The 23,037-nt window shown below is 65.5% G+C and carries 21 protein-coding genes; 13 read left to right on the forward strand and 8 right to left on the reverse strand.

Going from position 1 to position 23,037, the window contains the following annotated elements:
* Nucleotides 1-598 precede the first annotated feature (598 nt).
* Both murB and C0456_RS11945 read right to left on the reverse strand, forming a co-directional pair.
* On the reverse strand, nt 599-1,558 hold the full coding sequence (gene murB / locus C0456_RS11940; protein ID WP_291052242.1) for a UDP-N-acetylmuramate dehydrogenase: 960 nt from the start codon (nt 1,556-1,558) through the stop codon (nt 599-601).
* A gap of 51 nt (nt 1,559-1,609) precedes the next feature.
* On the reverse strand, nt 1,610-2,191 hold the full coding sequence (locus C0456_RS11945; protein WP_291052245.1) for a hypothetical protein: 582 nt from the start codon (nt 2,189-2,191) through the stop codon (nt 1,610-1,612).
* Nucleotides 2,192-2,444: 253 nt separating this feature from the next.
* On the opposite strand from C0456_RS11945, the gene C0456_RS11950 reads away from it, so the two are divergent.
* Complete coding sequence (locus C0456_RS11950; protein WP_291052248.1) at nt 2,445-4,892, forward strand: PAS domain-containing sensor histidine kinase; 2,448 nt, start codon at nt 2,445-2,447, stop codon at nt 4,890-4,892.
* A gap of 70 nt (nt 4,893-4,962) precedes the next feature.
* Here C0456_RS11950 and C0456_RS11955 read toward each other — a convergent pair whose 3' ends face one another.
* Both C0456_RS11955 and C0456_RS11960 read right to left on the reverse strand, forming a co-directional pair.
* Nucleotides 4,963-5,790 (reverse strand): hypothetical protein, encoded by an 828-nt coding sequence (locus C0456_RS11955; protein ID WP_291052251.1) that lies wholly within the window; start codon nt 5,788-5,790, stop codon nt 4,963-4,965.
* A gap of 118 nt (nt 5,791-5,908) precedes the next feature.
* Nucleotides 5,909-7,222 (reverse strand): dicarboxylate/amino acid:cation symporter, encoded by a 1,314-nt coding sequence (locus C0456_RS11960; RefSeq protein ID WP_291052254.1) that lies wholly within the window; start codon nt 7,220-7,222, stop codon nt 5,909-5,911.
* A 124-nt stretch (nt 7,223-7,346) separates the two neighbouring features.
* Between C0456_RS11960 and hrpB the strand changes: the two genes are divergently transcribed.
* Together hrpB and dacB are read left to right on the forward strand one after the other, a co-directional pair.
* A complete protein-coding gene (hrpB, locus tag C0456_RS11965; protein WP_291052256.1) occupies nt 7,347-9,785 on the forward strand; it encodes an ATP-dependent helicase HrpB in 2,439 nt (812 codons plus the stop codon).
* 22 nt (nt 9,786-9,807) lie between these two features.
* The gene (dacB, locus tag C0456_RS11970; RefSeq protein WP_291052258.1) at nt 9,808-11,250 is read left to right on the forward strand and encodes a D-alanyl-D-alanine carboxypeptidase/D-alanyl-D-alanine-endopeptidase; all 1,443 of its coding nucleotides are present in this window, start codon (nt 9,808-9,810) and stop codon (nt 11,248-11,250) included.
* Nucleotides 11,251-11,265: 15 nt separating this feature from the next.
* Here the strand turns inward: dacB and C0456_RS11975 are convergent, their stop codons facing one another.
* The 4 genes from C0456_RS11975 to C0456_RS11990 form a co-directional block, all read right to left on the reverse strand.
* Nucleotides 11,266-11,694: a hypothetical protein gene (locus C0456_RS11975; protein WP_291052261.1), complete on the reverse strand. Its 429-nt coding sequence runs from the start codon at nt 11,692-11,694 to the stop codon at nt 11,266-11,268.
* A gap of 212 nt (nt 11,695-11,906) precedes the next feature.
* On the reverse strand, nt 11,907-12,554 hold the full coding sequence (locus C0456_RS11980; protein ID WP_291052263.1) for a pseudouridine synthase: 648 nt from the start codon (nt 12,552-12,554) through the stop codon (nt 11,907-11,909).
* Nucleotides 12,551-13,975 (reverse strand): HAMP domain-containing sensor histidine kinase, encoded by a 1,425-nt coding sequence (locus C0456_RS11985; protein ID WP_291052267.1) that lies wholly within the window; start codon nt 13,973-13,975, stop codon nt 12,551-12,553. Before C0456_RS11985 ends, C0456_RS11980 begins: the two co-directional genes overlap by 4 nt.
* 42 nt (nt 13,976-14,017) lie before the next feature.
* Nucleotides 14,018-15,250, reverse strand: a complete 1,233-nt coding sequence (locus C0456_RS11990; RefSeq protein WP_291052271.1) for a serine hydrolase domain-containing protein — start codon at nt 15,248-15,250, stop codon at nt 14,018-14,020.
* A 194-nt stretch (nt 15,251-15,444) separates the two neighbouring features.
* On the opposite strand from C0456_RS11990, the gene rpmH reads away from it, so the two are divergent.
* The 10 genes from rpmH to dapD all read left to right on the forward strand — a co-directional run bounded on the left by rpmH (nt 15,445) and on the right by dapD (nt 22,891).
* Nucleotides 15,445-15,579: a 50S ribosomal protein L34 gene (rpmH, locus tag C0456_RS11995; RefSeq protein ID WP_035593776.1), complete on the forward strand. Its 135-nt coding sequence runs from the start codon at nt 15,445-15,447 to the stop codon at nt 15,577-15,579.
* A gap of 37 nt (nt 15,580-15,616) precedes the next feature.
* Nucleotides 15,617-15,982, forward strand: a complete 366-nt coding sequence (gene rnpA, locus C0456_RS12000; RefSeq protein WP_367179258.1) for a ribonuclease P protein component — start codon at nt 15,617-15,619, stop codon at nt 15,980-15,982.
* 61 nt (nt 15,983-16,043) lie between these two features.
* The gene (yidC, locus tag C0456_RS12005) at nt 16,044-17,864 is read left to right on the forward strand and encodes a membrane protein insertase YidC (protein WP_291052278.1); all 1,821 of its coding nucleotides are present in this window, start codon (nt 16,044-16,046) and stop codon (nt 17,862-17,864) included.
* The gene (gene yihA, locus C0456_RS12010) at nt 17,865-18,524 is read left to right on the forward strand and encodes a ribosome biogenesis GTP-binding protein YihA/YsxC (RefSeq protein ID WP_367179261.1); all 660 of its coding nucleotides are present in this window, start codon (nt 17,865-17,867) and stop codon (nt 18,522-18,524) included.
* Nucleotides 18,525-18,561: 37 nt separating this feature from the next.
* Entirely contained in the window at nt 18,562-19,023 is a 462-nt protein-coding gene (locus tag C0456_RS12015; RefSeq protein WP_291052284.1) for a GNAT family N-acetyltransferase, read from the forward strand.
* A 102-nt stretch (nt 19,024-19,125) separates the two neighbouring features.
* The gene (locus C0456_RS12020; RefSeq protein ID WP_291052287.1) at nt 19,126-19,329 is read left to right on the forward strand and encodes a hypothetical protein; all 204 of its coding nucleotides are present in this window, start codon (nt 19,126-19,128) and stop codon (nt 19,327-19,329) included.
* Between the two features lie 78 nt (nt 19,330-19,407).
* Nucleotides 19,408-20,301, forward strand: coding sequence for an acetylglutamate kinase (argB, locus tag C0456_RS12025; protein WP_291052290.1), 894 nt, complete (start codon nt 19,408-19,410; stop codon nt 20,299-20,301).
* Nucleotides 20,276-21,307 carry a DUF1036 domain-containing protein gene (locus C0456_RS12030; protein ID WP_291052293.1) on the forward strand — a complete coding sequence of 344 codons (1,032 nt, stop codon included), beginning with the start codon at nt 20,276-20,278 and terminating at the stop codon, nt 21,305-21,307. The genes argB and C0456_RS12030 overlap by 26 nt, the downstream gene beginning before the upstream one ends.
* Complete coding sequence (locus C0456_RS12035; protein ID WP_291052295.1) at nt 21,304-22,047, forward strand: pyrimidine 5'-nucleotidase; 744 nt, start codon at nt 21,304-21,306, stop codon at nt 22,045-22,047. The genes C0456_RS12030 and C0456_RS12035 overlap by 4 nt, the downstream gene beginning before the upstream one ends.
* Before the next feature lie 16 nt (nt 22,048-22,063).
* Nucleotides 22,064-22,891, forward strand: a complete 828-nt coding sequence (gene dapD, locus C0456_RS12040; RefSeq protein WP_291052298.1) for a 2,3,4,5-tetrahydropyridine-2,6-dicarboxylate N-succinyltransferase — start codon at nt 22,064-22,066, stop codon at nt 22,889-22,891.
* The last annotated feature ends 146 nt before the right edge of the window (nt 22,892-23,037 follow it).

The following is a 23,037-nucleotide window of genomic DNA, read 5'->3' on the forward strand; positions in this document are numbered from 1 at the left end:
AATCTGCGTGTCGCGCGGTGGGTTACGCCTCCGGCTAACCCACCCTACGGGGTTCTGTTCATTGAGGGTGTGCCTTGCCGCGCCCCCCTCCGTCCGCTTCGCGTCCACCTCCCCCGCAGGCGGGGGAGGAGAAGGGTGGCGGGCTGCCTTTACCTTGAACCCCTCTCCCCTGGGAGAGGGGCAGGGGTGAGGGGGTGCTGGGTTATCCGTCTGGCGACGCGTTTTGGGAGGTATGTTGCGCTCCCTCACCCCCAACCCCCTCTCCCCTGGGAGAGGGGGCTTTTTGGCAAGCGGGGGGTGCGCTTCTTTGGAAGGGTGTGCCCGGCGGAGATGGGCCCCACCCCAACCCTCCCCATAGCCATGGGGAGGGGGCAGGTTGTGCAGGTGGAGAGCGAACCTATCCCCACAGAGCAACAGACCCCCTCCCCATGGCTATGGGGAGGGATGGGGTGGGGTTCGGTGCGAATGTACGCTCCGTTGAACCCACCTTGCGGGGCTCGTGTTTTTGCGGAGGGGGTGTGCCGTGGGGCTCCCCCCTCCGCCCTGCGGGCACCTCCCCCGTGAACGGGGGAGGAGAGGGGTGCGGCCGAGAGGTTGCCTAAACCCTCTGTGCACGGCCCATTCGCCGCACTTCCCAGCGGAGGTCGACGCCAGAGGTTTCCAGCACCCTTGCTCGAACCAGTTCGCCGAGGGCTTCAAGGTCGGCGGCGGTGGCGGTGCCGGTGTTGATCAGGAAGTTGCAGTGGAGGGGGGAGACCTGGGCCCCGCCGACCTTGAGCCCGCGGCAGCCGGCCGCGTCGATCAGTTTCCAGGCGGAGCGCTGATCGGGCGTGCCGGGCGGATCGGGGTTCGCAAAGGTGGAGCCGGAGGTTTTCTCTTTAATGGGCTGGGTTTCGGCGCGGCGGGCCTGAAGGGCGGTGATGGCGGCGCTGATGGTGGCCGGATCATCCGTGCCCGTGCCTTCCAGGATGAGGCGGGTGACGATGAGGTCCTCCGGCAGGTCTGTGTGGCGGTAGGAAAAATGGGCTTCGGGCAGGGCGCCGGGCTTGCCGGGGCCGCGATAGGCGGCGCGGCTGCCATCGCGGCGGAAGCCATGCAGGGCGACGAGCCGGTCGCGCAGCTCGGCCCCATAGCAGCCGGCATTGGTGCGCGTCGCCCCGCCGAGGGAGCCGGGGATGCCGGAGAGGAATTCGAGGCCGGTGATGCCGTTTTCGGCGGCGGCTTTGGCGACGGCAAGGTCCAGCGCGCCGGCGCGGGCGCTGAGCGTGATGCCGTCGAGGGCTTCGATCTCTCCCCAATATTTGCCCATCAGGCGGATGACGATGCCGGGAATGCCGCCATCGCGCACGATCAGGTTTGAGCCGACGCCGAGGACGGTGACCGGGATGGCGGGATCGAGCGCCTTGAGGAAGGCGGCGAGGTCTTCCTCATCGGCGGGCAGGAAGAGGGCGTCTGCCGGGCCGCCGACGCGGAACCAGGTATAGGGGGCCAGCTCTGCGCCGGGGATCAGCTTGCCGCGCACTTCAGGTAAATCGGGTGGGAGGGGAGGCAGGGTCATGGCGGAAACGGGTTTCCTGAACCGCGCGCGGAGTCAAGGTGGGGCGGGGCCCTAGCGCTGGGGGCCGCCGGGCGGGCCTTCGCCGCGCGGGCTGCCGCCTTGCGCAAAGCGGCGGTCTTCCTTCTCCGGCTTGTCGGGCGCGGTGAGGCCGGCCACGGCGATGTTGCCGGCGCCGTCCTGATAGGTGGCGGCGAGCTGCAGGATCACCGTGTAGAATTCTTCATAGGTGACGATCCGGTCGAGATTGGGATCGAAACGGACCGGATTGGCGAGGGTATCGTCGCGCACCGGCAGGCTGGCGGCCCAGGCCTGCTGTTCCAGCGCGGAGATCTGGCCATCGCCATTGGCATCGGCCTGGGTAAAGGCGGCGGAGATGCCCTCGCGCAGCTCTTCCTGGGTGATCACGCCGTCGCCATTGGCGTCGAAGCTGACGATCAGCACGCCGCCGGGCACGAGGCGCTTGGGCTTGTCGGAATCGGTGCCGGGCAGGGCCATCTTTTCGGGCCGGGCGGCGGCCTGCTGGCCGGGCAGGCGCACGATGTCGTCTATCTCGGCCAGATCGCCATCGCCGGAGGCCATCGCGGTCATCGGCAGGGCAAGGGACAGGGCAAGGCTGGCAAGGAGGACGCGCATACGGGATAGCTCCTGAAAGGCCGATCGGACTAACCTAGGTGGGTGTGGCCGTTTTGCAACACCTAACTTGCAGGCTGGCCCGATCGCCGGACTGTTCTGAAGCCAGCGTGCTGAACTCAGTATTAACCCCGCCTTAACGCTCGCGGCACCATTCATTAACCAGTATAAACCCTCGCGAGTCGCGGCGCCTGTTTCTGCGCGCGGCCGGCAATGGTCGGCAGGATTTGCCAATATATAGAGGCCCGGTAGCTCGATGACCGCTGAACAGATGCCCATCCTGATGGCTATAGGCACCGCGCTGCTGGCGCTGGGGGCGCTGCTCTGGGCGCTCAGGGTGTCAGATGGCGCGCGCGGGGCGGCCAAACGCTACCGCGAAGTGGCAGGTGACCGCGAAACGGAAAATGCCGGCCTTAAATCTGTGTTAGGTGCCCATCCGGGGGTCATCCTGGTCTGGCAGGGCGACGCGCTGGAGCTGGACGGGGACGAAATCACCCCGCCCGAGCTTTACGGCTCGCCGGTGGCGCTGGCGGGCCTCCTGAGTTTTACCGATGACGCGATCTCGCCGGACCCGGCGGTGCGTATTGTTGAGGGGCTCGCAGACCTCGAGGCGCGCGATTCGGCCGGCCAGGACACGACGCTGCGCATCCGCCTGCGGGAGCTGCGCGAGAGCGGGCAGCCTTTCTCGCTGACGATCATCGGGCCGTCGGGCCGCTTCCTGGAGGCGGACGGGCGCACGGCGGGCGTGCGCGCGGTGGTGTGGATCAACGACACGACGATCAAGGGGCTGGAGGAAAGCTCGGCCCGCGGCAAGCTGGAAGAGGCGCGGCAGGTGATTGCGCGCGACCCGACCGCCTTCCTCGACATGCTGGGCAAGGCGCCGTTCCCGGCCTGGCGGGTTTCGGGAATGGGCCGCCTGCAATGGGCCAACCCCGCCTATATCGAAGCGGTGGATGGCGGAAATCTCGACCGTGTGCTGGAGCGCCAGCTGATGCTGGACCAGGCGGTGAACGAGCAGGCGCGCAAGACGATCACCGACGGGGCCGAGCATGACGAGACCCGGCATATCGCGATCAACAATCAGCGCCGGGCGATGCGCGTGCTGACCTTCCCGCTGTCGGGCGGCGCAGGGTGTATGGCGTTTGACGTGACTGAGCAGGAAAACTCCCGCGAGGAGCTTAACCGCCATGTGCGCGCCCATGACGAGACGCTGAACCATGTGGCAGATGCCGTTGCGATTTTCGGCCCGGACCGGAAGCTCAATTTCTACAACAAGGCCTTCCGCGACATGTGGGACCTGGAGGAGACGTTCCTGCTGGACCGCCCCAGCCATGGCCAGCTGCTGGACCGGCTGCGCGAGAAGAAGAAGCTCCCGGCGCGGATGAACTATGCCGAATGGCGCGCCGAGGAGATCTCCTACTATCTCGACATTGACGGGGTGAAGGAAGACAAGTGGTCGCTGCCCGACAACCGCACGCTGTCTGTGACGCGCCAGCGCCATCCGATGGGCGGGCTGCTGGTGCTGTTCAAGGACATCACCGACCATCTCTCGCTGCAGACGCGCTTCAACGCGCTGATCAAGACCCAGTCCTCGACGCTCGACAATCTGCACGAGGCGGTTGCCGTGTTCGGATCAGACGGGCGGCTGAAGCTGCACAACCGCGCTTTCGAGCGGGTGTGGGACATTCCGTCCGACCGCCTCAAGGACAAGCCTGACTATGATGATGTGATCCGGGGCTGTGTGCCGCTGTTCCATGACATGGATATCTGGGAAGGCATCAAGGTTCACATCACCGACCCCTCGGCCCGCCAGTCCACCACCGGCGAGATGCGCCGCTCGGATGGCTCGTTGCTGACTTACCTGACCCATCCGCTGCCGGATGGAAACACGATGATCGCCTTTGCCGATGTGACCGCCACGCGGCGGGTGGAATCGGCGCTGCGCGACCGGGCCGAAGCGTTCGAGGCGGCAGATCGCCTCAAGACCGAGTTCGTGCGCAATGTGAGCTATCAGCTGCGCTCGCCGCTGACGACGATCTTCGGCTATGCCGAGCTTCTGGAGACCCAGCGCAATGGTCCGCTGACGGAGCGCCAGACCGACCATGTGCGCGCGATCCTCTCGGCGTCCGATCATCTCAACAAGCTGATCGAGAACATTCTCGACCTCGCGCTGATCGAGGCCGGGCGGCTGGATCTGGAACTCAGCGAGATGGATCTGGAAGAGGTGATCCATCAGAGCGTGGAACTGGTTGTGTCGAAGGCGGAGGATACCGAAGTTTCGGTGCGCGCCGAGATTACCGGGCGCCTCGGCCAGATGCGGGGCGACGAGCGCCGGATCAAGCAGGTATTGTTCAACCTCATCTCCAACTCGCTGCGCTTTACCGAGCCGGGCGGAGAGATCGTGGTGGCAGCCCAGCGCATGGGCGAGATGATTACGCTCAGCGTGCGGGACAATGGCTCCGGCCTTGAGGCCGACAAGCGCGCGACGAGCTTTGACAGCTTCGTCTCCGGCGACCAGCGCGGCGCGGGTCTCGGCCTCGCCCTGGTGAAGCATTTCATCCACCTGCATGGCGGCACGGTCGGCATGAAATCGGTGGAGGGCGGCGGGCTTGAAGTGACCTGCTGGCTGCCCTCGCAGGCGCCGGTAACGGCGTCGCTGCCGCCGAGCCAGACGAGCTTCGAGCCGCAACCGACCGCGCACTGAGTTAGGTCACCCGGTTCAAATAGAAAGCCCGGCCCTCGAAAGACGGCCGGACTTTTCATGGGTGTAGGGATCATTTGGAACAGGAAGCGTTCTCGCCTCGGATATCCGCGATGGATCCCATATTGTAGCCAGGCAGCAGGGTGCCTAGCGCCTCGACATCTGCCTCTTCAACGACCGCATCGAGACCGGGCATGCAGGCCTTCAGGGTGGCCGGGTCAACGCGGATCATACCGCTCGGATTTTCCTGTCCCAGTGCGCGGCGCCCTGCAGCGACATCTTCCAGAAGATAGTAGCCACTCCCCACATTGAATTCGCGCACGAAGTTATTGTGGAGCATGTATGTCTGCTCATCGCTCTTCATATTGTTCTGTAATGAGCTTTCGAAGTTCGGCGAGTCTTCAGAATAACCCGAGCGTTTGAAGGCTTCCACGAGACGCTCACGATCTGGGGGCATCGGCGCGCCATGCACGAGAATGGCGGCATACCGGTCGGCCACAAAACGGCGCGCGACGGGCACCAGATAGTTGGCACAGGAGGAGGCGCACAAGCCGACCACTTCGACTTCTAGATTTCGCCGCTTGACTACATTCGCCGCAAAAATCGCCCAGTCCACATTTCCGCCGGCGGATGTGATGACCAGCCTGGCTGCGCTTTCCGGCGCCGCGATCAGGCAGTTTACAAGCTGAAGCGTTGTGCCGCCGTTATAGTGGATGAGCGGGCCGTCATAAGAGCAGGTATAAGCTCCGACATCGGAATAGCCGGAATAAATGGCGGCGATGGGCATTTCCACTGCTTTTCGGGCGCGTTCCAGTGCCTCGGTCTCAGGCGCCGCGTACGCTGGCGATGTGAGTGCGGCCAATCCAAGGATGGCAATGAAGTGCGTTGTCCGGCGCTGCATTTGGATCTCCCCAAAGGTTTAAAAATTTTCTCCTTAAACCTCCAGATTGCGCTTGGCGCAATAAAAAACCCGGCCCGCATCAGGGGCCGGGTTTCTTGTGAAACGGAGGCGGCTGGCGTCAGACTGGATCTCTCGCGCGGAACACTTCCTCGTCGAGGTCGCCTTCCCATTTGGCGACGGCGGTGGAGACGGCGAGGTCGCCGGTGATGTTGGTGACGGTGCGCATCATGTCGAGGATACGGTCGAACGGGAACAATACGGCGATGATAAGGACGATCTGATCGGGGCTGGCGCCGACGATGCTGAGCGTGGTGGTGGCCAGCAGCAGGCTGACCGAGGGCACGCCGGCCGTGCCGATCGATACCAGCGTCGACATGATGATGATGGTCACATACATGCCCGGATCAATCGGGATGCCGAGCGCCTGCACGGCAAAGAGGGCGATGAGGCCCTGATAGAGCGCGGTGCCGTCCATGTTGATCGTGGCGCCGAGCGGCAGGACCGAGGAGGCCACCGGCTTGCCGATGCCGAGATTCTTGGTGGCGCAGGAAATGCTCATCGGCAGGGTGGCGTTGGAAGACGAGGTGGAGAAGGCCACCATCTGCGCGTCAAACACGCCGCGGAAGAAGGGGATCAGCGGCAGGCGCAGAACGCCCTTCACGATGAAGCCGTAGGTGAAGACCATGTGCAGGATACAGGCGGTATAGTGGGCCAGTGTCATCTTGCCGAGCACGGTGAGCACGCTGAGGCCCCGGTCGCCCATCACCCAGGCCATCAGGGCGAGCACGCCGAAGGGGGCCGTTTCCATCACGATCAGCGTCAGCTTCATCATCGCTTCGGCGCCGGAGTTGAACAGCTTCTCCAGCGGCTTGCCCATTTCGCCGGTCATCATGATGCCGACGCCGAGCAGGATGGCGAAGAAGATGATCTGCAGCACGTCGCCGCGCGCGAAGGCGTCCACCGGGTTTGACGGAATGATGGAGAGCAGGGTCCGCACGAGTTGTTCGCCGACACTGCCGGCGGGCGCGTTGACCGCAAGGCGCGAGCGGGTTTCCTCGATGTCTGCGGCCGAGGCGATGGAGGTGTCAAAGCCCGCGCCCGGCTGGACCAGCGTGCCCATCAGCAGGCCAAAGCAGATGGCGACCATGGTGGTGCCCATATAAAGGGCCAGGGCGCGGCCGCCGAGACTGCCGAGGCGTTTGGGGTCGCCCATCGCCAGGACGCCGGAGACCAGCGTGACGAAGATCAGCGGCACGACCAGCATGCGGATGAGGTTGATGAAGGCGTCACCCACAGGTTTGAACCAGGTGGTGACGAACTCTCCGGCGCGCTCTGGCCCGAGGCCGTAGCGCAGGGCAAGGCCGATCAGCGTGCCCAAAACGAGGCCGACCAGCACCCGCTTCCAGAGATCAATGGCGAACCAGCCCTTCATACGCAACTCCCAGTTAGAACCCGCCGCGACGGTAGGGGGCGGTGGCGGCGATGGCAACTGCCGGAACTGCAGCAGGGACGCGGGCGCTTGCCATCAGGGCAGGGGGCGCCCTATCAGCGGGCAGATGAAGCATGCCGACGCCCTGCCGATTGATGAAGTGATGCCGGATATTCTCCGCGCATTGGCCACCGGACCGCGCCTTGTGCTGGCCGCCCCGCCCGGCGCGGGCAAGACGACGCGCGTGCCGCTGGCGCTGGCGGGCCTGCTGGGCGATCCGGGGGTGATCGAGGGGCGCATCCTCCTGCTGGAGCCGCGCCGGGTGGCCGCGCGCATGGCGGCCGAGCGGATGGCGGCGTCGCTGGGCGAGCGGGTGGGCCAGACCATCGGCCTGACGACGCGGGTGGACCGGAAGGTGTCGAAGGAGACGCGGATCGAGGTGATCACCGATGGCCTGTTCACGCGGCGCATCCTGGCCGATCAGGAACTTTCCGGCATTGGCGCCGTGCTGTTCGATGAATTCCATGAGCGGCGGCTGAACGCCGATCTCGGCCTGGCACTGGCGCTGGAGGTGCAGTCGGTGCTGCGCGAGGATCTCCGTTTGCTGATCATGTCCGCCACGCTCGACACCGCCGCCGTGGCCCGCGCCATCGATGCGCCGGTGATCGAGAGCGAGGGGCGGATGTATCCGGTGGAGACGCGCTATCTCGGCAAATCCGACGAGCGCATCGAAGACCGGATGCCGAAGGTGATCCGCCAGGCCTTGCGGGAGGAGGAAGGCTCGGTGCTCGCTTTCCTGCCGGGCGCGCGGGAGATCAACCGGACGGCAGAGGCGCTCGCCGGTCTGGGGCCGGACGTGATCCTTGCGCCGCTTTATGGCGCGCTGTCGCCGGGGGAACAGGACGCGGCGGTTTCGCCCGCCCCGCCCGGCAAGCGCAAGATCGTGCTGGCAACCGACATTGCCGAAAGCGCGCTGACGATTGAGGGCGTACGGATCGTGATCGATTCCGGTCTCTCGCGGGTGGCCGAAGAAGACCTCGGCGGATTGGGTAGCCGGCTCACCACCGTACGCGCCTCCCGCGCTTCGGCAGACCAGCGCCGGGGCCGGGCCGGGCGGACAGCGCCGGGGGTCTGCTACCGTCTCTGGGATGAAGCGGCCACACGCGGCCTGATGGCGGCGCCGACGCCGGAAATTCTGGTGACGGATCTTTCCGGGCTCGCGCTCACCTTGGCTGAATGGGGCACGCAGGACGCAGGCGCGCTGACCTGGATGGACCCGCCGCCGCCGGGCAAGCTGAAAGGCGCGCGCGCGCTGCTGACGGCGCTGGGCGCGCTGGACGGGGACGGCGCGCTGACCGCCAAGGGCAGGGAAATGGCCCGCATGCCGTTGCCGCCGCGCCTTGCCGCGCTTGTAGCCTCAGCGCCGGGGCCTGCGGAGAAGGCGCTCGCCGCCGAGATTGCTGCCATGATGGGCGAGCGCGGCATGGGCGGGGACAGCAGCGACCTCAGCCAGCGCCTGCAGCGCTTCCGCGCCGATGGCAGCCCGCGGGCGCGGTCTCTGAAGCAGCAGGCAAAAAGCTGGGGCGGGGGCGCGGCGCCGGGCGGGGATCTGGCAAAGCTGCTGGCGCGGGCCTGGCCCGATCAGGTGGCGCGGCGGCGGCCGGGCAGCGCAGGCAGCTATCTGATGGCCTCGGGCCGGGCAGCGGCTGTTCAGCCCTCTGATCTTCTGGCGAAATCGGACTGGCTGATCGTGGCAGACCTTGGCGGGGCTGCCAAAGAGCCGCGCATCCTGCTGGGCTTGGCGCTGAGCGAAGCCGAAGCGCTGGCCAGCCAGAAGGCGGTGACCGAGGAGCGGGCCGCCTTCGATCCGAAGACGGGCAGGTTTACCGCGCGCCGCGTAAAGGCGCTGGGCGCGATTGTGCTTTCTGAAGCGCCGCTGCCCAAGCCTTCTGCAGAGGCGGCGGCCACCGCGATGCTGGCGGCGATTGAAGCCGACGGGTTCGCCGCCATCGGGGCGGGCGAGGTGGTCGAAGAGACGCTGAGCCGTCTGCGCATCCTCGCCGAGGCCGGGCTTATCGAGGCGCCGGGCCTCACGGTTGAAGGCCTCGTTGCAACCGCGCCAGACTGGCTGAAGCCGGCCCTCAAACGGCGCGGCGCGCAGCTGCCCGAAGCCCATGATGTGCGCGAGGCGCTGGTCCAGTCGCTGGACTGGCCGCTGCAGGAAGCCCTGCGAAATCATGCCCCGCTGAGCCTGGAACTGCCGTCCGGCCAGAGCGCGCGGGTGGATTGGCTGGACCCGCGCGCGCCGCTGGTGTCTGCGCGGGCGCAGGCTTTCTACGGCCTCACCGAGCATCCGAAGATTGCGGCGGGCCGCGTGCCGGTGACGGTGGAGCTGCTCTCGCCCGGCATGAAGCCGGCGGCGGCGACGCAGGATCTCGCCCGCTTCTGGGGCGCAGGCTACAAGGACATGGCCAAGGACATGCGCGGGCGCTATCCCAAGCATGACTGGCCCGATGACCCCGCCAATGCCCGCGCGCATGAGGGGCGCACCAAGAAGCGCCTCTAGAGACAAAAAAGGACGGTTACGGATGATCTTGCCCCGCTTCCTGAAGGCCGCCCTGGGCGCCGCGCTGTTCGGGCTTTCGGCCTGTACCACGACACCGGCTGAGCCGCCCCGGCCGGCGCCCTTTGCCGAGACGGAAGTGGCCGGCGTGCGCTGGGGCGCGATTGTCATGACGCTGGATGGGCGGGAGGTGTTTTCCCTCAATGCCGATGAGCGCTTCATTCCCGCTTCCAACACCAAGGTGTTCACTTCGGCGGCCGCCTTTCACTATCTCTCCGGGCTGGATGTGCCTGATCCAGAGGCGGGCACATCGCTCTGGCTGGCGCCGCGCGGGCAAGGCGAGGCGCCTGATCTTGTGCTGATGGGCGCAGGCGATCCCGGCCTGATGGACAGCGCGGCTTGCGTGAATAACTGCCTGCATCAGCTGGCTGACGCCGCTGTCGCTGCGGGCATCACGCGCGTGCATGATGTGATCGGCGACGACACGCTGCTGCCGGCCGCGCCCTGGGGGCAGGGGTGGAGCTGGAACAATTTCGTCTGGTACTACACCGCGCCGGTTTCTGCCCTGACCGTCAACGAGAACACGCTGGGCCTCATCGTCTCGCCGGGCGCCGCGCCCGGAGACCCGGCAACCTACCGCTGGGCGCCGGGTGACGACCTGCTCCTCGTGGACAACGACCTCATCACAGCCCCGGCAGGCAGCGAGCCCTCCCTGCGCCTGCAGCGCGTGCCGGGCCTGGAGATACTCAGGCTCGCCGGCTACATCCCGGCAGACGCCGCCCCGCGCACCTATGCCGTGGCTGTCCGCGATCCGGCGGAATCGGCGGCGCTGCGCCTGATCGTGCTTCTGAGCGAACGCGGCGTGACCGTGGAAGGGCTGATGCGCGCGCGCCATGAACCCGCCGCAGATGCGCCGCCGCCCACCCTCATTGCCCGCCTCACGCCTGCGCCCGTGGCTGACAGCATCCGGCGCATCCTCGTCAACAGCCAGAACCTGCACGCCGAGCTGCTGCTGCGCCGCATCGCGCTGGCGCGGGGCGAGCTTTCCCCCGAAGGCGGCCCCGAAATCCTCACCGCGCTGGTAGCCGAAGCCGGGCTCACGCCGGTCGAAGCCGAACTCTTCGATGGCTCGGGCCTTTCCACCTATAACCGTGTCACCCCGCGCGGCATGGCGGCCTTCCTGCGCTGGGCGGCTGCCCAGTCCTGGGGGAATGACTGGCGCGCGATGATGCCCGTGGGCGGAGAAAGCGGCACGCTGGCCCGCCGCTTCAAGGGCACCTCGCTTGAGGGGAAAATCTTCGCCAAGACCGGCTCGCTCCACGGCGTCAACGCGCTCTCGGGCTACATGACCGCGCGCAGCGGCCAGACGCTGATCTTTGCCGTCTATGCCAATGACCGGCCGGCCGAGGCGCCCTCCATCATCGGAGAGATGGACGCAAATCTCGTGCGGATCGCCGAAGAGAATTAGGCCGCAGGCGGAGGATCAGTTCGGGCGGCGGGTGGTTTCCTCGCCCCAGTCCATGCCCATGGATTTCTTCATCCAGTCGGAGAAGGTGGCGGGCTTTTTCAGGGCGTTGGCCTCCAGCGAGCCATAGGAGACGAGCGCGCCATCCTTGCCTTCCAGGCGCACACCGCGGATGCGCTCGCCCACATGGCTGAAATCGTAGGATTGGGCCGGATCGAGGATCAGCATCACCTGCTCGCCGCCGCGCCCTTCCAGATCGCGCCCGAAGACGAGGCCATAGACTTTTTCCCGGCCCCAGAGGCCATGGCTGGCCGCCTGGCGCTTGCCATCGAGCAGGACTTCATCCCAGAGCAGGTTGCGCCGCCATTGCAGCACATGCATCCGATCCCCCGAAACGATCTTGATGTCGACTTCGTGCAACGCAACGCGAACGAGTTCAGCATGCATGGGCGGCTCCTCAGGTTCTTATCGTTATTCAATATATGAGTGGGGCAAGCGGGTCAACCGCCCTCGATACATTTTACAAAACTCATCCCCCCGTCCTGTCATCCCGGCGAAAGCCGGCCCCCAGGGGAGGGCTTACTCTGCGTTGGTTTTTCTGTTTCCCGGCTTTCGCCGGGATGACAAGGAGGATGACACTGGTTCTCTTGCCTGCAGCCTCAGAACGGGCAGGGCGCTTCAAACGCCATCCGTTCACCCGTTGCCGGATGGGTGAACGCGAGCCGCGCCGCGTGCAGCGCCAGACGCTCCCGCGCCGCCAGCGCGTCGCCCGCTGCATAAAACTCATCTCCCAGGATCGGATGGCCGATCGCCGCCAGATGCACCCGCAGCTGATGCGAGCGCCCCGTCAGCGGGGTCAGCTTCAGCCGGGCATTGCCCCCCGAAACGGCAAGCGTTTCATAGAGCGTCCTGCTCGGCTTGCCGATGTCGTGATCAACCTTCTGCAAGGGCCGGTTTGGCCAGTCGGTAATAAGCGGCAGGTCAATCTCGCCGCTCGCGGGCGCAGGCGCGCCCCACACATCGGCGAGATAGGATTTCTCCACCTCGCCGCGTTCGAAGAGGCCGGAGAGGGCGCGCTGCATCTCCTTGCCGCGCGCCACTAACAGAAGTCCGCTGGTGGCCATGTCCAGCCGGTGGACGGTGAGGGCATCTGGAAACTCTGCCTGCACGCGGGCAATGGCGCAGTCGGCTTTCTCAGCGCCCCGTCCGGGCACGGAGAGAAGGCCGGATGGCTTGTCGATCAGGATCAGGTATTCGTCGCGGTAGATATAGGAAACCGGCGCGGGCGCCGGGGCGTAGGCACTCATGCCTCAAGGCCTGGCAGGACGAGGCGGAAGACGGTGCCTTCCGGGCCGGTTGAGGCGAGCGTGAGGTTGCCGCCCAGGGCCTGCGCCAGCTCATGAGCGATGACGAGGCCCAGCCCCGTGCCGCCCACCCGGCCGGAGCCGGAGAAGGGGCGGAAGAGATTTTCCTGCGTCTTTTCCGGCACGCCGGGGCCATTATCGGCAAACATCAGCGCGCCGGTTTCGATCCGTATCCAGATTTCCGGATCAGGGGTGCTGACCTGCCGCATCGCCTCGGCGGCATTGCGGATGAGGTTGGCCGCGATGCGGTGAAGATGGTCGGCGTCCGAGCGGATGACCAGGGTTTCGGGCACATCGATCCGCGTTTTCAAGCCGTTTTCCACCAGCGCCTCTTCGGCAGCCCCCTGCAACACGCTCAGCAGGCGCGCGGTCTGCATCACCGGCGCGCGCGGCGCGGCCTTGCCATAGTCGAGGGTGGCGGTGGCCAGTTCAATGGCGCGTTCCAGCGCCCGCTTGAGGCGCGGGGCCGCGCGCTGCACGCGGGGGTCTTCCGAGGCGGCAAGGCCATCGGAAACAAGCTGGGCGGAGGCGAGCGAATTGCGCAGGTCATGGTTGATCTTGGCCACCGCGCTGCCAAGCTCGGCCAGGTGGGCGCGCTGGCGGAAGGAGTCGGCGACGACTTCTTCCATGCCGGCCAGGGCGTTCTGGGCACGGCCGATCTCGTCGCGGCGCCGGGTGGGGGAGAGGCGCCGGGTCCAGCTGCCGGGATCGCGGCTGAACTGTTCCACGCTGACGGTCACCCGCCTTATCGGGCCGACGACGACAGCGTTGAGCACAAGGTAGATCACCGCCGCCGCCACCAGCGCGATGATCAGCGAGAAGCCGGTCACCCGCCAGGCAAGTTCGACCATCGTTTTCTTCAGCGGCGCCTGGGGCACCACGACCTCGATGACGCGCCCGGTTTCGGAGCCTTCGGCCAGGATGACCAGCATTTCGCCCTCGGGCGCGAAATATTCCCCCAGCGCCGCGGCGCCTCGGCCCATCATGCCGCCCGCGCGCAGGTCCACGATACGGGTGGGAGCTTCTTCGATCTCCATGGCCGGGGCGAGCAGCTGGAAGCGCATGCCGTCTTCCACCTCGGTGACGGCCAGAACCTCGGCCTTCTGCAGCAGGCTGCTGGAGAGTTCTTCAGACACTTCGCGCATCGGCGCCGCTTCAAGGGCAAGGGCGGCGATACGGGCGGCCTGGGCGCGTTCGGTCAGCCATTGCGTGCGCACATTGCCCGCCGTGGGGATGAAGACCAGCGCCTCGGTCAGCAGGATTGCCCCCAGAGTCAGCGCGAACAGGCGCGCAGCAAGGCTCTCCGTCAGGCGCCGGGCGCGGCGCTGCGGGGCTTGGTCCGGGGACAGGTCAGGCTCGCTCACGGCCGGAGACTTAGGCCAAAAGCGCCGTCAGGGAAACGGGGGCTATTTCGCGGCCCCGAAGGCGGGCGGGTCGATCCGCATCCAGTCATGCGGGGGCAGGCCATAGATCATGTCCATCACTTCCAGCTCGATGCCGACCGGGCGGCGGGAGTTGGAGTTCCAGAGCACCACCACGCCGGAATCAAGTTCGGGGTCAAACAGCATCAGCGAACGATACCCCTCCACCGCGCCGCGATGGCCCACTACGCGGGCGCCGGTGATGTCGTATTTGTAGGTGCGCCAGCCAAGGCCGTAGCGGGCGTCGCGCATCCGGTTTTCATACTGGTTGCCAAGGCGGGACTGCTCGCGCGGGGTATAGACGCGGGGGGTGTGCAGCGTGACCAGCGTTTCGGGCGTCAGCACATCGGGCGCCAGGCCCATCTGGGCGCGGGCAAACTGGGCCAGGTCGAGGATCGAGCCATTGACGCCGCCGGCAGCAGGCACCCGGTAGTAGGGCTCTTTCACTGTCTGGCGCACGGGCTGGGGCGCGCCGCGCTTCATTTCATAGGGCTTGGCCCAGGAGGCAGAGCCGACCAGCCCGGCGCGGCCGGTGCTGGCGGTGGTCATCTGCAGGGGCTTGAAGAGGGTCGCATCCACCGCCGCGCCATAGGACATGCCGGTGGTGGCCTCGACGATCTCGGTCACCGCGTCGAAGGCGACATTCTGATAGGAGTGGCAATCGCGGATCGGGCAGACGACCTTGAGGCCCGCAAGGCTGCGGCGGATGTCGGCCGGGTTGCGGCCATCTTCCAGCATCGTGTCATAAGCATTGGAAACAACGCCGACCCGGTGGGCCAGCAGGTCTTCCAGAGTGGCCGCCTCTTCGCCCTTGCCGGGCAGGCGCAGGCTGGTCTTGAACGAGGCGAGGGTATCGTCCAGCGCAAACCGGCCCTCATTGGCGAGCTTTGCTGTGAGGCTGCTGGCGACGCCTTTTGACAGCGAGGCCCAGCGGAAGACGGTGTTGCGGGTGACCGGGGCTTCGCCATAGGCGGTGACGCCATAGCCGCGCGCGAAGGTGATCTCGCCGTTTTCGATCACCGCCACGGCCAGCCCGACCATGTCATCCTCGCGGGAAAGCCGGGTCAGCCTTTCGTCCAGCCGGTCGAAATCCAGCGGCTGGCTGGCAGGGGGCGTGCCAATGGCAGCCGGGACCGGGGCCTCTCCGGCGCTCTGCGCCTGGGCGAAGCCCGCCACACACCCCATCAATCCCAGCAGAAACGCGCCAAAACGGATCATCGATACCCCTCTGCCTTCAGATGCTGCGTTACAGATAACGCCGTGTGTGGCAGGAAAGTGTAAACCGGGCTCAGGCAGTAGAGCTGCAATCTGTCAGCCGGGGGAGCGGGAATTCCCGCAGGCCCCGCTTGACCTTCACCCGCCCGGCCTGTATTGGCCGCGCTTTCCAGAATTCAAGCCGTCAGGGCAGACCGATGAAACGTACATTCCAGCCGAGCAACCTTCGCCGTAAGCGCACGCATGGTTTCCGCGAGCGTATGGCCACGAAGAACGGCCGTAAGGTTCTGGCGCGCCGCCGCGCCAAGGGCCGCAAGACGCTGACGGCCTGACGGAGCTTCCCTGCGCCGGGTTTCCGGCGTTGTGGCAATGTCGCCCGATCTCTCCCCCATGCCAGAACTGCGCCGGCTTCGCCGCCGCCGCGAGTTCACCTATGTCCGCGACGGGGTGACCGAGCGGCGCAAGACGCTGGTGGTTCAGGCGCGCGCCCGGCCCGGTGATGAACCCGGCGAGCATGTCGGGGAGGGCTATACGGCGACGAAAAAGGTTGGCGGCGCTGTCGAGCGCAACCGCGCCAAGCGCCGCCTGCGCGAAGCTGCCCGCCGCCTTCTGGCCCAGCATGGCCGCCCCGGATGGGACTATGTGTTCATTGCGCGGGAAGCGACACTTGATACCGGCTGGGCACGTTTGCTTGACGATATGGAAAGCGCGCTGATAAGCCTCGCCCGCACCTGATCCCCGAAACGCCACCGCGCCTGCCGGACCGGCACGCTCTCAGCCCCCGCGGACACCCGATATGGAACCTCAAGAACAACGCAACTTCCTGATCGCCATGGCGGCGATGATCGCGTTCGTTTTCCTGTACCAGTATTTCGTCATGGAGCCGGCCCAGAAGCGGTATGAGGCCGAGCAGGCTGCCCTTGCCGCTGCCACGCAGGTGCCAAGCGCCGATACCGGAGTTGCCGAGGTTCTGGGGCCCAAGCCGCTGGAAGCTGCCCTGTCTGAAGGGGAGCGGGTTAAGTTCAACGCTGACGCCGTTGACGGAACGATCCGTCTGGCCGGCGCGCGCATCGACGATCTCAGCCTCAAGCAGTTCTACACCACGGTCGACCGGGTGGAGGAAATCCGCCTCCTGCGTCCTGAAGCCGCCGAAGCGGGCTATTTCGCCACCTATTACTGGGCAGACGGCAACACGCTGGTGGCCGGGCGCAATTCTGCCTGGACCCAGGTGGGCGGCAGCACGCTGACGACCGCCTCGCCGGTCACCCTGCGCCTTGAAACCGAAGGCATGACCATCGACCGGGAAATCTCGATCGACGCCAATTACATGTTCACCTTCCGCGATACGCTGACCAATACGTCCGGCGCGGCGCGCACGGTTCGCGCCATCGGCTCGCTGGAGCGCCATGGCGACTGGAAACGCTTCCTCGAGATCACCGACCCGGCTTCTGCCACCAGCGGCGGCCCGGCCCATCTTGGCCTGATGGGCGTGGTTGAGGGCGACCTGCGCCTGCAGAAATACAAGCCTCTTTACCAGTCCAAGAAGATCAGCGGCGAATCCAAGGATGGCACCTTCTTCTCTGACCAGGGCGGCTGGTGGGGCCTGACCGACATGTACTGGATGGGCGCGCTGGTGCCCGAACAGGTTCGTCCGTTCACGGCCAGCGTCAACCGCGCCAGCCTTGCCCGTGGCGGCCCGCTGGAAGTGCGCACCGAGGCCGAACCGGTGCAGATTGCGCCCGGCGCCAGCCTCACGGTCGAGAACCGTGTCTTTGCCGGCGCCAAGCAGTTTGAAGTGCTGCAGGGCTATGAGAAATCCGGCCTGCCGCGCTTTGTCGACGCCATCGACTGGGGCTGGGCCTACTTCCTGACCAAGCCCTTCTTCTATGTGCTGCACTGGCTGAACGGCCATCTCGGCTCATTCGGCTGGTCGATCCTGGCCTTTACCGTTCTGGTGAAGCTGCCGCTGGTGCCGCTCTACAATGCGAGCTTCAAATCCATGGCCAAGCTGAAGAAGCTGCAGGAGCCGATGAAGCAGCTGAATGAGCGCTTCGCGGCCGATCCCCAGCGCAAGCAGCAGGAGCTGATGAAGCTCTACAAGGAGGAAGGGGCCAACCCCATCGGCGGCTGTCTGCCCATCCTCTTCACCATCCCGATCTTCTACGCGCTCTACAAGACGCTCTATGTGTCGCTGGAAATGCGCCATGAGTCGTTCTGGTTCCTGAAGGATCTGTCCGCGCCCGATCCGACCGCCATCGGCAACCTCTTCGGCCTGATCCCGTTCTGGTCCGGCGCTGACGTGAAGAGCATCCCGATCATCGGCATCATCATCGGCATCGGTATCCTGCCGATCCTCTACGGCGCGACGATGGCGGCGCTTCAGTCGCTCTCCCCGCCGCCGCCGGACAAGATGCAGGCGCGCATCATCATGGCCATGCCGATCGTGTTCATGTTTGTCTTCGGCGGCTTTGCGGCGGGCCTCGTGATGTACTGGGTGTGGTCGAACGTGCTGACCTTCATCCAGCAATACATCATCATGCGGATGAACGGGGTGGAGACCGAACTCGGCAAGTTCGTTGCCACACGGCTCGGCCTCAAGAAGGCGCAGGCGGAATAGATCTTGGACACTGCCCCGGAATTCTCAGAGGAAGCCCTGGAGGCTGGCCGCCTGCTGTTTGCGGGGCCGGCCGACTTCGTGCTGGGCGTGGCAAGCCTGTCGGGCCTGCCACCGGCAGACCGGGCGGAAGTCTGCTTTGCCGGGCGCTCGAATGTCGGCAAGTCCAGCCTGATCAACGCCCTCACCGGCCGGGCCAAGCTGGCCCGTTCCTCGGCAGAACCGGGACGCACCCGCGAACTCAACTATTTCGACATTGGCGGGGAGGGGAAGCTCTACCTCGTTGACCTTCCGGGCTTTGGCTATGCCAAGGTGTCGAAGACGCAGACGGCGGCCTGGACCAAGCTGATCAAGTCCTATCTGCGCGGCCGGCCCAGCCTGCGGCGGGTGTTCCTGCTGGTCGATGCCCGGCGCGGCGGCCTGATGGATACGGATGAAGAGGTGATGAACCTGATGGACGGGGCGGCCGTCACCTATCAGGTCGTCCTCACCAAGGTCGACAAGGTGCCGAAGGCAGAGGTCGAGAAGACCGTCGCCAAGATCACCGAGAAGCTGAAGAAACGCGGCGCGGCCCACCCCGTCGTGCGCATGACTTCGGCAGAGAAGGGCTTTGGCATTCCCGAACTCCGGGCAGAGATTGCAGGCCTCGCCGCGCTCGGTTAGCGGTTCTGCCGGACCATTCACCGGCAAGGCCTTTTCCATGACCATCGACATCCGCCCGGACGATCTTACCAGCGCCGAGATGGCCGATCTGATCGCCACCCATGCCCAGACCATGCTGGCCTCCTCGCCGCCCGGGAGCTGCCACTTCCTGCCGATTGATGGCCTGCGCCATCCGTCGGTCAGTGTGTGGTCGATGTGGGAAGACGGCGCGCTCATTGGCTGCGGCGCCCTCAAGGATCTCGGCAATGGCGGGGGCGAGATCAAGTCGATGCACACACGCGCCCATCTGCGGGGCAGGGGCCTCGGCCGGAGAATGCTGGAACATATTCTCGGCGTTGCCAGGGCGCGGGGCTATACCGGGCTCTGGCTCGAAACCGGTTCGATGGATGCCTTTATCCCGGCCCGGCGCCTGTATGAAAGCTATGGTTTCACCTGCACCGGACCTTTCGGTGACTATGCTGAAGACCCGAACAGTGTCTTCATGCATTTGCAAATGTAACAGGCGTTTTTCACCTTTCCGGACTGTAATATTCAACCACACTTGACGCGGGATTCAGGATCGTTCTTAAGGGGCTCATTCCGCGCGCAAAGGGGAGTTTGCATGCTGGTTGGTCCGCTCGTTCTGATCGCTGTTCTGGTCGGGGTATTGTTCTATCGGCGCACTCAGAAGGCTGGGCGTGAGCTGGAATTGCAGCGTATCCAGAGTGAGCTGGCTGCGCTGGCGCGCCTGCGTCAGAACAATGAGGCGGGCGAGCTTCTGCCTGTCCCGGTTGAGGCGAGCAACAGAGCTGGCCGTTCCTCGTAAGGGCCCGCACTGCGGCCGCTGCAGCCGCCACAGAATATTCGTTTCGTCCTGCAGAAAACCGGGCTATTAGCCCCGCCCATGACGACCCATTCCGACGCCCAGTTCACCGCCCGCACCCTCTCCGAGGCTCTGCCCTATATCCAGCGCTATGCCGGCCAGACCATCGTGGTGAAATACGGTGGCCATGCGATGGGCGATGCCAGCCTCGCGCTGAGCTTTGCGCGCGATGTGGTGCTGCTGAAGGCCCTGGGTATCCACCCGGTCATCGTGCATGGCGGCGGCCCGCAGATCGGCAAGCTGCTCGACAAGCTCGGCATCGTTTCGGAATTCAAGGATGGCCTGCGCGTCACCGATGAGGCGACGATGGAAGTTGTCGAGATGGTGCTCTCCGGCCCGATCAACAAATCCATCGTCCGCGCCATCAACCAGTCAGGCGGCAAGGCTGTGGGCCTCTCCGGCGCTGACGGAAACCTTCTGCGGGCGGAGAAGGCCACGCGCACCACGCGCGATCCTGACAGCCATATCGAACAGATCGTCGATCTGGGCTTCGTGGGAGAGCCCAGCGAAGTCGATACCAGCGTGCTCAACGCGCTGCTGCAGGCCGATGCGGCGCTGATCCCCGTGGTGGCTCCGGTCGGCGTGGGCGCAGATGGCGCGCGCTACAATGTCAACGCAGATACCGCTGCCGGCGCGCTCGCCTCGGCCCTGAAAGCCAGCCGCCTCATTCTGATGACGGACGTTGCCGGCGTGCTCGACAAGCAGAAACAGCTGATCCGCGAAATCCCGGCGGCAGAGGTCGGCGCGCTGATCAAGGACGGCACAGCTGTAGGCGGTATGATTCCGAAGCTTGAAACAGCGGCGCAATCCGTAAATCATGGTGTCGGGGCGGCGGTTATTCTGGATGGGCGTGCGCCGCATGCCCTGCTCATGGAGCTGTTCACCGAACATGGCGCTGGAACGCTGGTTTCTTAGAATTGTAGTTCTGGCGATCGCCTCGCTGGTCGTCCTGCTGTTGCCTGCCGGTGCGCAGGAAGGGGAAGGCTGGAAGCTGTGCAATCGCACCAGCTATGTCATCGAGGCCGCCGTCGGCCATGAGGAAGGCAGCGGCATCACGGTCGAAGGCTGGACGAAGCTGCACCCCGGCGCCTGCCGCATCGCGCTGGCCGGCCCGCTGAAAGCCGGCATGCACTATCTCTATGGCCGCACCTCCTCCGCCCATCTTGGCGGCGGGCGGGAATGGGGCGGGCGCAAGGATCTGTGCGTGGACCCCACCGGCGCCTTCTCGCTGGAAAGCCCGCCGGACTGCGCGGCAATGGGGCTTGAAACGCAGGGCTTCCGCCCGGTCGACATCACAAGGGATGGCAGCTGGACCAACCTCTTCACCGAGATCGAGAACTATTCGGAAGACGCTGCCCGCAATGCCGGGCTGCAGCGCCTGCTGGACGAGGCCGGGGTTGTCTCCAGCAATGTGGACGGCTTCATCGGCCAGCGCACACGCGCCGCGATTGCCGACTTCCTGAAGCTGCGCGGCCTGCCGGCAAACCTCTCCGACGCTGACCTGATCGATTATCTCGAACAGGCCGCCGAGGAGCGGGGCCGCAATGTCGGCTTCACCCTCTGTAACCGGACCAAGAACCGCATCTGGAGCGCCATTGCCCGGCGCAGCCCGGAAGGCTGGGAAAGCCGTGGCTGGTGGCGGATCGAGGCAGGCGGCTGCGCCCGCGTGATCGACCGTCCGCTGCGGGGCTCGGAACATTTCGTCTATGCCGAGATGGAAGACGGCGCCCAGCTGCGCACGCTGGCCAACGCCAATGAGGCTTTCTGCGTCGGCCGGGCGAAGTTTGCCATCTCCGGCCGCGAGGATTGCGAGGACTCTGCCTACCGCACCGCCCTCTTCACCCGCACGCCCGCCCCGGTCGAGCGCAAGCTCGTGTATGAATTCTTCGCCCGCGACTTCACCGAGGCCACCCGGAAATGAGCGGCCGGGACGGGAAGGGCGATACCGGTTTCGGCCATGTTCAGGACTGGGTGTTCGATCTCGACAACACCCTCTATCCGGCCGAATGCGATCTCTTCGCCGAGATTGACACGCGGATGACCGATTTCGTCTCCCGCTACCTTCAGCTTGAGCGCGCCGACGCTCGCAAGCTGCAGAAATCCTACTACGCTCAGTATGGCACCACGCTGTCGGGGCTGATGCAGGTTCACAAGCTCGATCCGGCAGAATTCCTGCACTATGTCCACGAGATCGACCTGTCGCCCCTGCCGGATCTGCCGAACCTGCGCACGGCGCTGGCCGCGCTGCCGGGCCGCAAGTTCGTCTACACCAATGGCTCGCGCCGCCATGCCGAACGGGTGACCGAGAAGATGGGTATCGCCCACCTCTTCCATGACAGTTTCGGCATCGAGGAAGCCGCCTACCGGCCCAAGCCCCATCTGGATGCCTATCAGACCTTCTGCCAGGCCCATCAGGTCCGGCCGGAAGGGGCAATCTTCTTCGAGGATCTTGCCCGCAATCTGAAGCCCGCTAAATCCCTTGGCTTCACCACCGTGCTTGTCCATTCGGAAAAGGACTGGAGCCACGAGCCCATCGAGGCCCGTCCCGCCGGGGCAGGGGACGCTTTCGGGGATGACGGCCCCGGGCACATCGATTATGTCACCGGCGACCTCGCCGGTTTCCTCGATACGGCGGTGTCGAGCCTGACTGCCAAGAAATAAGCTGAAGAGAGATGCCATGACCGACGCCCTTGCCCGTGTAATCGATGCTGCCTGGGAGAAGCGCGACGCGCTCTCCACCTCGACCACTGGCGAAGTGCGCGACGCGGTCGACGCCGCCATCAGCCTGCTCGACAGCGGCGAGGCCCGCGTCGCCACGAAGGAAGCCGATGGCAGCTGGACCGTGCATCAATGGCTGAAGAAGGCCGTGCTCCTCTCCTTCCGCCTCAACGCCAATGGCGTCATCGACGGCGTGCCCGGCGGCGGGGCTTGGTGGGACAAGGTTCCTTCCAAGTTTGAAGGCTGGGGCGCCAAGGAATTCCAGGAAGCCGGCTTCCGCGCCGTGCCGCCATCGGCCGTGCGCCGCGGTGCCTATGTGGCCAAGAATGCCGTGCTGATGCCGTCCTACGTGAATATCGGCGCCTATGTCGGCGAAGGCACGATGATCGACACCTGGGCCTCGGTCGGCTCCTGCGCGCAGGTTGGCGCTAACTGCCACATCTCCGCCGGCACCGGCATCGGCGGCGTGCTGGAGCCGCTGCAGGCCAACCCCACCATCATTGAAGACAACTGCTTCATCGGCGCCCGCTCGGAAGTGGTCGAAGGCGTCGTCGTCGGTGAGGGCTCCGTCCTCGCCATGGGCGTGTTCATCACCCAGTCCACCAAGATCGTCTACCGGGCCACCGGCGAGATCATCTATGGCAAGGTGCCGCCTTACTCCGTCGTCGTGCCTGGCACGCTGCCCGATCCCAAGGGCGGCCCGTCGCTCGCCTGCGCCGTGATCGTGAAGACGGTGGACGCGCAGACCCGCTCGAAAACCGGCGTGAATGAACTGCTGCGGGACTGAAGGCGTATTAGCCATCCCCTAACACTCGCGTGACGCGTGTTGCGCATGCGAGCCAGTTGCGCAATGGTTGTGCTTGTATTACCGTGACTTTTCTTCAGGCCAAGTCAGTCGGTTCCGGTGCGCTCGAAATTACAGTCTCTTCCAGC

The sequence above is a fragment of the Hyphomonas sp. genome (assembly GCF_013823385.1).
Lineage (GTDB): Bacteria > Pseudomonadota > Alphaproteobacteria > Caulobacterales > Hyphomonadaceae > Hyphomonas.

Bases quoted from the DNA above. Each gene is read 5' to 3' on its own strand.
- murB (WP_291052242.1), bottom strand. From the start codon at position 1,558: ATGACCCTGCCTCCCCTCCCACCCGATTTACCTGAAGTGCGCGGCAAG.
- C0456_RS11945 (WP_291052245.1), bottom strand. From the start codon at position 2,191: ATGCGCGTCCTCCTTGCCAGCCTTGCCCTGTCCCTTGCCCTGCCGATG.
- C0456_RS11950 (WP_291052248.1), top strand. From the start codon at position 2,445: ATGACCGCTGAACAGATGCCCATCCTGATGGCTATAGGCACCGCGCTG.
- C0456_RS11955 (WP_291052251.1), bottom strand. From the start codon at position 5,790: ATGCAGCGCCGGACAACGCACTTCATTGCCATCCTTGGATTGGCCGCA.
- C0456_RS11960 (WP_291052254.1), bottom strand. From the start codon at position 7,222: ATGAAGGGCTGGTTCGCCATTGATCTCTGGAAGCGGGTGCTGGTCGGC.
- hrpB (WP_291052256.1), top strand. From the start codon at position 7,347: ATGAAGCATGCCGACGCCCTGCCGATTGATGAAGTGATGCCGGATATT.
- dacB (WP_291052258.1), top strand. From the start codon at position 9,808: ATGATCTTGCCCCGCTTCCTGAAGGCCGCCCTGGGCGCCGCGCTGTTC.
- C0456_RS11975 (WP_291052261.1), bottom strand. From the start codon at position 11,694: ATGCATGCTGAACTCGTTCGCGTTGCGTTGCACGAAGTCGACATCAAG.
- C0456_RS11980 (WP_291052263.1), bottom strand. From the start codon at position 12,554: ATGAGTGCCTACGCCCCGGCGCCCGCGCCGGTTTCCTATATCTACCGC.
- C0456_RS11990 (WP_291052271.1), bottom strand. From the start codon at position 15,250: ATGATCCGTTTTGGCGCGTTTCTGCTGGGATTGATGGGGTGTGTGGCG.
- rpmH (WP_035593776.1), top strand. From the start codon at position 15,445: ATGAAACGTACATTCCAGCCGAGCAACCTTCGCCGTAAGCGCACGCAT.
- rnpA (WP_367179258.1), top strand. From the start codon at position 15,617: ATGTCGCCCGATCTCTCCCCCATGCCAGAACTGCGCCGGCTTCGCCGC.
- yidC (WP_291052278.1), top strand. From the start codon at position 16,044: ATGGAACCTCAAGAACAACGCAACTTCCTGATCGCCATGGCGGCGATG.
- C0456_RS12015 (WP_291052284.1), top strand. From the start codon at position 18,562: ATGACCATCGACATCCGCCCGGACGATCTTACCAGCGCCGAGATGGCC.
- C0456_RS12020 (WP_291052287.1), top strand. From the start codon at position 19,126: ATGCTGGTTGGTCCGCTCGTTCTGATCGCTGTTCTGGTCGGGGTATTG.
- argB (WP_291052290.1), top strand. From the start codon at position 19,408: ATGACGACCCATTCCGACGCCCAGTTCACCGCCCGCACCCTCTCCGAG.
- C0456_RS12030 (WP_291052293.1), top strand. From the start codon at position 20,276: ATGGCGCTGGAACGCTGGTTTCTTAGAATTGTAGTTCTGGCGATCGCC.
- C0456_RS12035 (WP_291052295.1), top strand. From the start codon at position 21,304: ATGAGCGGCCGGGACGGGAAGGGCGATACCGGTTTCGGCCATGTTCAG.
- dapD (WP_291052298.1), top strand. From the start codon at position 22,064: ATGACCGACGCCCTTGCCCGTGTAATCGATGCTGCCTGGGAGAAGCGC.